Annotated in this window: 6 protein-coding genes; 4 read left to right on the top strand and 2 right to left on the bottom strand. The window is 65.8% G+C overall.

What is annotated here, in order from left to right; all coding sequences use genetic code 11:
* Positions 1–102 precede the first annotated feature (102 nt).
* From IMX13_RS01010 to IMX13_RS01000, 3 genes are read left to right on the top strand one after another with little or no spacing between them, the layout of a single operon-like run.
* On the top strand, positions 103–3282 hold the full coding sequence (locus tag IMX13_RS01010; protein WP_193395566.1) for a type VI secretion system Vgr family protein: 3180 nt from the start codon (positions 103–105) through the stop codon (positions 3280–3282).
* A gap of 2 nt (positions 3283–3284) precedes the next feature.
* Positions 3285–6593 (top strand): phospholipase D-like domain-containing protein, encoded by a 3309-nt coding sequence (locus tag IMX13_RS01005; protein WP_193395565.1) that lies wholly within the window; start codon positions 3285–3287, stop codon positions 6591–6593.
* Complete coding sequence (locus IMX13_RS01000) at positions 6590–8161, top strand: hypothetical protein (protein WP_193395564.1); 1572 nt, start codon at positions 6590–6592, stop codon at positions 8159–8161. Before IMX13_RS01005 ends, IMX13_RS01000 begins: the two co-directional genes overlap by 4 nt.
* Positions 8162–8408: 247 nt before the next feature.
* Here the strand turns inward: IMX13_RS01000 and miaB are convergent, their stop codons facing one another.
* Together miaB and IMX13_RS00990 are read right to left on the bottom strand one after the other, a co-directional pair.
* Positions 8409–9830: a tRNA (N6-isopentenyl adenosine(37)-C2)-methylthiotransferase MiaB gene (gene miaB, locus IMX13_RS00995; protein WP_065176220.1), complete on the bottom strand. Its 1422-nt coding sequence runs from the start codon at positions 9828–9830 to the stop codon at positions 8409–8411.
* Positions 9831–9961: 131 nt separating this feature from the next.
* On the bottom strand, positions 9962–10582 hold the full coding sequence (locus tag IMX13_RS00990; protein ID WP_053516594.1) for a glutathione S-transferase: 621 nt from the start codon (positions 10580–10582) through the stop codon (positions 9962–9964).
* Between the two features lie 81 nt (positions 10583–10663).
* Between IMX13_RS00990 and IMX13_RS00985 the strand changes: the two genes are divergently transcribed.
* The gene (locus IMX13_RS00985) at positions 10664–11632 is read left to right on the top strand and encodes a WYL domain-containing protein (protein WP_193395563.1); all 969 of its coding nucleotides are present in this window, start codon (positions 10664–10666) and stop codon (positions 11630–11632) included.
* The last annotated feature ends 45 nt before the right edge of the window (positions 11633–11677 follow it).

Below are 11677 nucleotides of genomic sequence, written 5' to 3'. Positions count from 1 at the left end.
GCGTCACGACCGGGTGGGGAACGGAAACCGGAAGCAGCGGTGGCCACGGGAAGGTTCACAGGCATTGAGCGTCGGGGCGGAGCGCCCGGCCAGGGAGAGGTCATGGATGTTTCACATACGGCAGCTGCGCACGCGCCGCTGGCGGGGCTCGGGTCGAACGGGCAACTGCATCGGCTGCAGGCTGAGGGCCTGCCTCCCTTGTTCGTCGAACAGTGGTGGGGCCACGAAAGCCTGGTCAACGGTTTCGATTACTGGGTAGATGCCGTGCACCCGGATGCGGGCCTGTCATGCGCAGACTGGCCGGGACTGAGCGCCGCGCTGGTCACCTGCCTCGATGATGGCCAGGACCACCATCGCTGCGGCTACATCGCCGCCGCTCACCTCCTTGGCGCAGACGGCGGTCTGGCGCGCTATCGGCTGCATCTCGTGCCATGGACGTGGTTCCTGCGGCATGCGCGGCGCAGCCGTGTCCATCAGCAGCGGACCGTCCGGGACATCGTCGAGGACGTGTTCGGCACGCACAGCGGACTGGCCCGCTGGCGCTGGAGCGACGATGCCCTGGCCGCTCTGGCCGCCGCACCCGTGCGCGACTGCTGCATCCAGTATCGGGAGCCGGACCTTGAGTTCGTGCAGCGGCTGTTGGCCGATGAAGGCATTGCGGGCACGTTCGAGAGCGACAGCAGCGGCGAATTGACGCTCGTGCTGTTCGCCGACAGCAGCGTGCAACCTGAGAATCCACAATCGGCCCGAGACGGCGGTATCCGTTTCCACCGTGACGACGCCACCGAGCGCGCAGATGCCCTGCAGCAGCTGGGCAGGTGGCGTCGGCTGGGCAGCAGCCGGCTCTCGCTTGTCACCGACGATGGCCCTGCGGCCACCGTCCGACATGTGCAGATGCCACTGCAGGAAGCCGGGCACAGCCCGCGCGAGGTCTATGAGCCGGTGGGCACCCACGCCCTGGCTGGCGCCGATGAGGGGTATCGTCGCGCGCGGCGAGCAGCTGAAGCGCACGAGGCCGGCAGTGCAGGCTGGCTGGCGGCAGGCAGCGTACGCAGCCTGCAGGTCGGTCGCTTCATCCGCGTTCTGGCCGCGAGCGCTGGTTCGACGCCGAGCCTGCTGCCGACCGAACTACTGCATTACGGGTGCAATCCGCCGCCGATCACGCAGGGGGCGGAGCAACCACGCGCTGCGGCACCGGCCCGCTGGCTTGAGGCCGGTTCAGCCATGCCCGGCGTGGCGCTGGAGACAAACGCGCCCCTGGGTTATGCCAATCGCTTCCGCGCCGTCGATCGGAATCGACCGTGGCGGCCCGTGCTGGCCGATGGCACCGGCGAACGCATCCACCCGCGGCCGCTCGCGCCAGGCCATCAGACCGCTACGGTGATCGCTGGCGATGGCCGTGATGATGCCGCTCTGTACGCCGATCACCTGGGCCGGGTACGGGTACGTCTGCATCTTCAGGACGCCACAGATGCCGGTACGACCTGTTGGCTGCGGGTCGCGCAGCGCTACGCTGGACCGGGCGTCGGTGCACAGTTCCTGCCGCGTGTCGGCCAGGAGGTGGTGATCGGCTTTCTGGACGGCAACATCGATCAGCCCTTGGTGCTGGGCGCGCTGTACAACGGTCGTGGCGAGGCGGGCGTTGCGCGCACCCCGGCCGGAGCAGCGGCCGCAGACGAAAGCGGCGGCCTGTTCGGGCATGCCACCGACTCCCGTCCGAGCGCACAGGGCAATGCGGCCGGCGGTCATGCGCCTGTCTGGCACGCGATGGCACCGGGGCAGGACCAGCACCGGCATGCCGGGGCGGTATGGGGCATCCAGTCACGGGAATGGTCCGGAACGGGTTACAACCGGCTGGCCTTCGATGATTCCGACGCACAGCTGCGCGTGCAGCTGGCCAGCAGCCACGCCAGCAGCGAGCTGAATCTTGGTCATCTGCTGCACATGGCTGACAACCATCGTGGTTCCCTGCGCGGAGAAGGCGCGGAACTGCGCACTGACGCGTGGGGCGCGCTGCGTGCCGAACGGGGCGTCTGGTTGACCGCGCGTGGCCACGCTGCGCTGTCACCCGCAGGCGAAGTGGCTGCGGCCGGCGCGCTGCTGCAGCAGGCCGCCCTCCTGGCCGCGTCCAGCCATGGCGCGGCTACGATGCACGGCACGGCTGGCTTGGACAGCCACGCAGTACGGGAGGACAGCACCGGCGTGGCAGGTCTGCAACGGGTTGCGCGGGCCAGTGTGAACGGACTTTCCTATGCGCAGGCCAGCGCCGATGAGGAGGGCCGCCCCGCGCCCGGCGATGTTCCGCATACCGGCCAGCCAACGCTGGGCCTGCATGGGCAGGCCGGTCTGATGATGGTGGCCGGGCAGGCACTGCACTGGGGCGGTGCCCGGAATGTGGCACTGTCCAGTGGCGGGCACACCGATGCCAACGTGGCCGGCGGTGCGCGCCTGCACGCGGCGCAGGCGGTGGGCATGCTGGCGGCCAGTGGCCGCAGCTTTGCCGGTGATGCGGCATTGACCATCGTCGCTGGGCAGGAGGTACTGGACATCCGGGCCCAGTCCGAAACGATCCACCTGCAGGCGCGCAGCACCGTGCGTGCAGCGAGCGGGCAAGGGGCTGTGGAGCTTGCCGCACCGCGCACCCTGCACATCGCCACCGCCGGTGGCGCCAGCATTACGCTGGAAGATGGCAACCTGGTGCTGGTCTGCCCCGGCACGGTGACGGTGCAGGCCGGGCAGCGCACCTTCGTCGGCCCGGCGCAGCTGACCCGTCCCCTGCCGGACATGCCGTCCAGCGCGCTGGACGGGCAGGTTCCGAAGCTTGCCTTCAGGCTGCAGGACATCCCGGGCCCACAGGGTGTGCCGCTGGGCGGGCAGCCCTGGAGGATCGTGCGCACGCACCGCGCCCTGGACGATGAGCAGCGTGACAGCGCCCTGCTGCCGGAACGCTGGGCCGAGACCCTGGCCGAAGGTGAGGCCGACGCACAGGGCGATGTCAGCCTGGACGATGCGCTGTGCGCGAGGATCTGGAGTGACGCAGGCCGCCATCCCGGCTGCCTGTTCCTGGTACACGGAATCGACGTGATCCCGCTGCAGCGGCCCCGGCCATACAGCGGCTCCCCGGGGGTGCGGGCAACCCTGGACACGCTGGAGGCGATCAACTATGGCAAGAGTCTGGCCGACCTGCCTGACGATGCCGCACTGCATGCCTACCGGCAGCGCGCCGAGTACGAGTTCCAGTCCCACATCGACGCCAGCCCGGCCCGGCGCAAGGAGATCTGATCATGGCAGACGCCAACGCATGGGGCAGGGTCGAGCGCGCCTCCCTCATCTGCAGGGATGGCCAGAAAGGCACGACCAGCGGCGACTACTACGCACCACCGGACCGTCAGTTCGCGCCGGTGCGGCACGGGAACCGCGTCGACGCGTTCACCGACGGGCGCTCGGCCATGAAGGCGATGGCCGATGCCATCCGCGGCGCGCAGAAATTCATCTTCATCGCCGACTGGCAGATGAACTTCGATACCGAGATGGACGCGCGCGGTGACGCGCACTCCGCGCGGCTGAGCGAGCTGCTGTTCGACGCGATCAACCAGCGCGGCGTGGATGTGCGGGTACTGCTCTACGACAGCGTGGAGGCGGCCGCCTACACCCACGAGAACGAGGTGCGCACGGCGCTGTACAAGATGCAGGATGACAAGACGCCCGGGCAGGTGCAGGTGGGCCTGCACAACCCGGCGACCGGCCGCGCCGATGCCTTCAACATCGCCTTCTCGCACCACCAGAAGATCCTGGTGGTGGACGGACGCATCGGCTTCGTCGGAGGACTCGACGTCGCCCATGGCCGTTGGGACGACGGCAACTTCGACGTGGTCTGCGACCCGACGCTGCACGTGATCAATGACCATTACAACAACTGCCTGAGCAAGTATCGGAGCATGACGGAGGATGAGACGAAGCTCACGCTGGACAAGCCCGATACCAGCCCGGATGCGGCAGGCCGCGTCCGTCCCGGCTTCGCACAGGCGTATGTGCCCGGCATGGCCATCGCACTGGACCAGATGAAGGCGCAGTGGGATGCCGGTGCCGCATTGGCCGAACTGCAGGACTATGCAGACAAGCTGGGCGTACCCGAAGCACTTGAGCGCGAGGGCATCCGCAAGCTCGCCGAGATGGTCATTCCGGGAATGGAACAAGCTGTCTGGGTACAGCGTTCGGTCGCCAAGACCTTCCTGGCCATTCAAGGGTGGTTGGCCGAGGTCGAAAAGGAGTACGCCGACGTCATCGCCGCTTCCAACCGAACCGCTGACGAGGCGGTCAAGCTGAACGTCGGCGAGGCTGCTGCCGCCGCAGGACGCGCACTGGAAGGCTTTAGGAAAATCCAGGCGAAGAAGTTCGGTGAGTGGGTCGACGAGCGCAAGGCCACGATCAAGGCCGCCATTCTGGGCCCGATCATGACCGCCACCACCGTCGTAGGGTACATGCGTGATCCTGACTCGCTGGTCACGGACGCCATAACCAAATATGACGAGATCGAGAGCAAGTTCAACAAGGCCAAACAGGCATGGGAATCGCTGGTGCAGTGGATCAATACACCAGTTGATCGCACCCAGCGACTGCTCGACAGTGGCCGCCAGCCTCGCATGCCCTGGCAGGACGTGCACGCGCAGATCGCGGGCCCGGCCGTATTCGATATCTGCAGCAACTTCATGCATCGCTGGAATGCCATGGTCTGGCAGAACCAGCGCGGTGACCGGACCGTCGGCTCGCTGCTGCGCAAGGGGCTGAACACGGGTCTTCGCAAGACCAATGAATGGCTCGACACAGCGCTGCCCAAGCAGACCACCCTGGCGCGTGGCATGGACCTGACGCCATTGAGCGATCAGTGGCTGCAGTCCATGGGGGGCATGCAGGCGGTGTTCGGTGACCTGACGGTGCCGGGCACCGCGGGCAAGGTCAGCGTGCAGATCGTGCGTTCCTCGGGCACCGCCCTGCATGCGCTGGAGAAGAAGGGGTGCAGGGAACTTGGCCTGAACCTGGACGACGCCAGCTGCCTGCAGCCGTACTGGGAGCGTGAACAGCCGATGCACTCCATTCTCGACGCGATGGTCAACTGCATCGCATCGGCCCGCGCCTACATCTATCTGGAGACGCAGTTCCTTATTTCCGACTGCGGCTGGTCCGACGCGGATCCGGGCAGCGTGGTGGAAACCGCAGTGAAGGGCGGGGAGCGGCGGGATGCGACGGATGCCGAGAAGGCGAAGCTTGGTCACGTGGAACGTGGCGTGGGGATGAGCGGCCCGGTAGGCAGGGCCGACATCGTGCAGGATGTGATGAAGCGCAGGCAGGGAGTGAAGTCGGCGGCAAGCAACCCGCTGGTGGCCGCCCTCGCCGCGCGCATCCGCCGCGCGATCCTGGCCCGGCAAGGCTTCCATGTGTACATCACCCTGCCGGTGCACCCGGAGGGCAGCCTGGCGGACGGAGCCGTGGTGAAGCAGCAGTACTGGGTGCAGCAGACCCTGCTGCGTGGTGACGACAGCCTGATCCGGCGCATCTGCCGATCATTGATCGCACGCGACAAGGACATCCGCGAGGCCAGCGTGGAAGAGGCCGACCTGCAGGCGGAGGTGAAGGCCGGGCGCTGGAAGGAATACCTGTCGGTGATGAATCTGCGCAGCTACGGCGTGCTGGCCGAAACGCGCAGAAGCGATCATCTGCCGCCGCACACGATCGGCTCCGAGCATGGCCCCTCCCTGTATGTGGTGACCGAGCAGTGCTATGTGCATTCCAAGCTGCTGATCGTTGATGACGCCGTTGCGATCATCGGCAGCGCGAACTGCAATGACCGCAGCCTGCTGGGGACAGGCGATACCGAGATCGCCGCGGTGATCGTTGATGGCGAGGCGAAGCGGATGGATCTGGGCAACGGCGTGCAGGTAATAACCCGAACATTTGCGCGGGAGCTGCGGTTGAAGCTGTGGAGGAAGTTTCTGGGGCAGGAGATTCAAGAGCTGCCGGAGAAGGAGAACAAGCCATACTCTGCAGCGGAAGCGGCGCAGACGTATCTGCCTTGGTTCAACAAGAACGTGCCAACCTTGACGGTGGACAGGCCCGCAAGTGCCGAGACGTGGAGAAGCATCAGGAATCTTGCCGATTCAAATTCCGCCGCTTATCAGCGTGTCTTCACCAATGTCCCCCGCGACTCGTTCCCTCGCTACGACGCCGTGCTTCATGGATTCCCCGCCGCAGGTCTGAGTGACAAAGGGCACGTCAAACGCATCCTGTACGCGCAGCCGGCGGACCTGCAGCCAGGGTTCATGCTGGAGCCAAGCGTTGTAAGCAACTACGTGACCGGTGCGGTGGGGCGGCACGATGCAGAAAGGGCGACAAAGATGCTGAGAGGTAATGAAGAGCGCAAGGGAATTCAGGGCTTCTGGGTCACCATGCCGCTGCTCTGGGGCAGCGGCATGGATGACCCTGCTGCCGCGATGCCGAACGAGATCATTGCAGTCGCGCCTGTTCAGAGGGATAGATCAACTGAACTGGCTTACTCCAGTCGGCAGGTCCCCGAGGAACACGGAGAGCAGGTATGAGTGGGTATCATATGAGTGGGTATCGACTGTTGAGGGGATTCCTCGTTCTTGGTGGCCTGTGTGCCGTACAGACTGCGCTTGCCTATTGTGGTTCGTCAAACGAGAAGAATGCACCGATTTACGGCAATGAAGTAGTGCTCAAGTTCTCGCCGAGGGAGGCTGGTGAAGGGTCTGCAGTAGGCGCCAGTCTCGATCGTGCGAACACGACTGCCCCCTATGTGCGAATTGACATAAGCCCCCATGTCAGTGAGCTGCATAATAAGCCGTTCGACTCGAGTGGTGGTTCGGTTTACTACCTGGAAAGAGGCGTTCAAGGGCGACGGATATGTCGTGCCGAGCAATGGAAGAGGCGAGAGTCAAAATTGATTGACGCACAGGCTCCTGAAAGCCTGCACCCTGCAGTCAGGCATGTGTATCCATATTTCGAGCTTTACAAGACGCAGGAGCTAGACTATGACGGGTCAGGTCAATTGACGTCGATTCATGCAACTGACGCGAAAGGGCATAGGGAGACTACGTTCTGTGCGCTCTATGATGATGATGGCCGCATAGAGGTGGCCAATCAGAGTTCCGGGATGAGTGTTTCGGATGTTCCTGACTTCACTTGCTCGCAGTTACGTGAAAAGGCCTCGAAGAAGATGACCTGGTACTTCACGTATCGGTCGGATGGCGCGTTGGTTTCAGTTGTTAACAAGGAGGCCACAAGGAAGCGTGGCGAGCAGCCAGAACGTGACGACACGGCAACGGGGGGCGAAACTACGGACGGAGCGTGGTTTGCGAGTGGCTACATGTATGTTGATGGGGCGAATGGTCGCAGAGAAGTGGCGATCACCTTTCACGGAAGTGATAGGCAAGGCCTTTTGGGGGTTCGGGACTCCTCCATGACTGTCGTGCAATCCGACGCTACTGCGCTCTTCGCGCAGCGTAGCCGGGACCGTCGGCACAAGCTGCGGTATACCTTCCCCGGCGAGCGCGTTCCAATGGAACTTGCCACGGGATTGTTCGAAGGAGTAACTGACTACACCCGCGTCCGGGAGTACTACCATCGCTCGCATCGACGGATCTTCGAAGTCTTCGGACCGGGTGCCAAGCAGCCCCACGAACGCCAGTGGCGCACGCTGGATCTGAATCGCCAGGAAAACTACGACGCAAACGGCAGGCTCACGCGGGTGATCCTGTTCGGCCCGGTTCCCGGTAGTGGTGGCTACACCGAGAACCTGCGCGCATACGCAGAGAAGGGTGTGTTGAAGCTCACGCCGCTGACCAGCGGCTACAGCTCCTACCGCGTCTACGACTATGACGCAGCAGGCAACGAGACGCTCTCGTTCGTGTGCTGGCGCCATGAAGTCTCGACCAACAAGCCGTATGCCCATTTCCCCTGGTGGGAGCCCGATCCCCGTCCCAAGCGCAGTCGTGAAGCCGAACTGCAGTACGGCAGGACGCAGGTGGGCACACGCTGCGGGACGCCGGACGGCAGGATGATCATAGAGGGCATGGGACCGGTGAAGAAGCTGATGGAGACCCGGTACGGATTCGGGACGACGAAGCTGGGATTCCTGAGCGAGTAGCGCGGTGCGTCCTTCTGAGGCTCAGAGCAGACCCGCTAAGCGAAGGTTGCGGCCAGCAACGAGGCCCGGCGGGCTCGCCCCTGAGACCCACCGCTTTTCCACAATCACTGTGGAACGACGCGCAATCAACCTGTGGATAGGTGACGCAGAGCCTTCTGCACAGAGGGTCTGCGTGGCGTGGTGAGAAAATCACCACGACTGCTGCGTGGGGGGGGCAAGCCGTACATGGCTTCCCCCACTCCGGCGATCAGCCTTCCGTCACCACCCGCCCGCGCAGCGAATTGGTCAATGCCTCGGTGATCACCACATCCACGAACTGACCGATCAGGCGTGCCGGTGCCGGGAAGTTCACCGAGCGCATGTTCTCGGTCTTGCCGGTCAGCTCGTTCGGGTTCTTGCGCGAAGGACCTTCCACCAGCACCGTCTGCACGGTGCCGACCATCTTCGCGGAAATGCCGGCGGCGTGCGCGTTGATTCGTTCCTGCAGGCGCGACAGCCGCGCATGCTTCTCGGCATCGCTGAGCGTGTCTTCCAGGTCGGCGGCCGGAGTGCCCGGGCGTCGCGAATAGATGAAGGAGAAGCTGTGGTCGAAGCCGATGTCCTCGATCAGCTTCATGGTCTTCTCGAAGTCCGCCTCGGTCTCGCCGGGGAAGCCGACGATGAAGTCCGAACTGATCGAGATGTCCGGGCGCACCGCGCGCAGCTTGCGGATCTTCGACTTGAACTCCAGCGCGGTGTAGCCGCGCTTCATCGCCGACAGGACGCGGTCGCTGCCGGCCTGCACCGGCAGATGCAGGAAGTTGGCCAGCTGCGGCACATCGCGGAACGCGTCCACCAGCGAGTCGCTGAACTCCAGCGGGTGCGAGGTGGTGAAGCGGATGCGGCCGACGCCATCGATCTCGGCGATGGTGCGGATCAACAGGCCCAGATCGGCGAACTCGCCATCGCCATACGGGCCACGGTAGGCGTTGACGTTCTGGCCGAGCAGGTTGATCTCGCGTACGCCCTGCGCGGCCAGCTGTGCCACTTCCACCACCACGTCCTCGAATGGACGGCTGACTTCGGTGCCGCGGGTGTAGGGCACCACGCAGAACGAGCAGTACTTCGAGCAGCCTTCCATGATCGACACGAACGCCGACGCGCCTTCAGCGCGCGGCTCCGGCAGGCGGTCGAACTTCTCGATTTCCGGGAAGCTGATGTCCACCTGCGGTCGCTTCTGCTCGCGACGCGCTCGGATCAGCTCCGGCAACCGGTGCAGGGTCTGCGGGCCGAACACCAGGTCCACGAACGGCGCGCGCTTGATGATGGCCTCGCCCTCCTGCGAAGCGACGCAGCCACCGACGCCGATGATGACCTCGCGGCCCTGGTTCTTCAGCCCCTTCCAGACGCCGAGCTGGCTGAACACCTTCTCCTGCGCCTTCTCGCGGATGGAACAGGTGTTGACCAGGATGACGTCGGCATCCTCCGGGGTGTCGGTCAGCACCAGGCCGTCGCTGGCGGCGAGCACGTCGGCCATCTTGGCCGAGTCGTACTCGTTCATCTGGCAACCGTGGGTCTTGATGTACAGCTTGCCCTTGATCTGCTCCGGCGTGCGCGGAGCGGAGGGCAGGGCAACGAGCGGGGTGCCGCCCGGCGTGGCGGGCGGAAAGACGTCTGGCGTCCCGGTCATGGCGCTTAATCCATTCGGGTGGCGGGAAAGCGGGCAATTCTACCCGCATCCTGCGCCTCCCGCCGCGGTGCACGCTCATGGGGCACGGCCCCTGCCGCCCGGTAGCGCCGGGCCGTGCCCGGCGGGCGCCCTTACGCCGCGATCAGCTCCGCGTCGATCTGCCGCGAGCGGTCGAAGGCCGTCAATGCGCCCATCCGGGCGATGTAGTCCGCCGTGGCGGGGGCGGGCTGCACCAGCCCGAAATCGGTGGTCCATTTCAGGGCATTGCCCCACAGCACGTCGGCGGCGCTCATCTCCTCACCCAGCAGGTAAGGCCCCTGCGCCAGCTGCGCCTCGATCACCTGCAGGACGGTTTCGGCGTCGTTGTAGGGCGACATCGACTGCGGTGGCGGGTCGCGGCGCATCGCGCGGTCGATCATCGCCGGCTCGAAACAGGCGCCGTAGAAGGCCATCCAGCGCAGGTAGGGGCCGCGCAGCGGCGAGCCGATCGGCGGCGCCAGGCCGGCTTCGGGGTAGAGATCGGCCAGGTACAGGTAGATCGCCACCTGCTCGGTCACCAGCGCGCCCTCATGGATGATCGCCGGCACTTTGCCCATCGGGTTGATGGCCAGGTAGGCCGGGGCCAGGTTGGCGCCGGCTTTCAGGTCCAGCACATGCAGGCGGTAGTCGGCACCCAGGGCTTCAAGCAGGGCCACGGCGCCGCTCGAGCGTGAACGGGCAGCGTGATAGAGGGTGATCTGGCGGGACGTCATGGCAGTGCTCCTTGCAGCAGAGGGGTGAACTGGGGCCCATGCTGGGGCACTATTGCGGACGACTTCTGTCCTCGATTCCTCATGCGCCATACCGCCCATCGCCTGCTCCGCCTGATCGCCCTGCTGCAGGCCCGCCGACAGTGGTCGGGGGCGGAACTGGCCGAGCGCATGGGGGTGGACCGGCGCAGCATCCGCCGCGACATCGAGCGCCTTCGTGAGCTGGGCTATCCGGTCAGGGCATCGGCCGGGGTAGGGGGCGGCTATCAGCTGGGAGCGGGCGCACCCGTACTCCCGATGCTGCTGGACGAAGAGGAGGCGACGACCCTGGCCATCGCCCTGCGCGCGGCCTCGGCCACGGTGGCCGGCATCGACGAGACCGCGCGCGGTCTGCTGTCCAAGCTCGATCCACTGGTGCCGACCCGCCGCCGCCAGCAGGCCGGCGAGGTGCACGCCGCCACCGCGACGCTGTCGGATCTGCCTTCCACCGACGCACGTCTGCTGGGGCGCCTGGCCCAGCATTGCCGCCAGGCAACCCGGCTGGCCTTCGAGTACCGCAGCGCGCAGGACGCGGTGACCCAGCGCGAGGTCGAGGCCCAGCATCTGGTCAACTACGGACGTCGCTGGTACCTGCTGGCCTGGGATCTGGGCCGCCAGGACTGGCGCACGTTGCGGGTGGACCGGATGGGCGCGGTGCGCGCGCTGGGCGAGCCCGGCCTGCATCGGCGCACGCCCGCACCGCCCGATGTGATGGTGCGGCAGGCGGTCAGCCAGGCGCCGTTCGCACTGCAGGCGGTGCTGCGCCTGGCCGGCAGCCACACCGAGCTGGAAGGTCGCATTCCCCCCTGGTGTGGCGTGCTCGAAGCCGATGGTGCCGATCACTGCCTGCTGCGCATGGGCGCGGAAAGCCGCGGCATGATGCTGGCGCAGATTCTCAGCCTCGCCCGGGTGCCGCTGGAGCTGTGCCCCCCGCCGCCGGCGCTGCGCCAGGAACTGGCGCAGCGCCTGGGCGGGCTGGCGCAGCTGCTGGCTGTGCCTGACATCACAGGCTGAGCCGCACGGCTTGGCAACGCGGGGCGAAGCTGGGACACTCGCGGC

This window comes from Stenotrophomonas sp. B2, from assembly GCF_014947095.1.
Taxonomy (GTDB): Bacteria; Pseudomonadota; Gammaproteobacteria; order Xanthomonadales; family Xanthomonadaceae; genus Stenotrophomonas; species Stenotrophomonas maltophilia_P.
The sequence above is the reverse complement of the archived record's forward strand: the minus strand, read 5'-3'. Positions and strand labels throughout refer to the sequence as shown.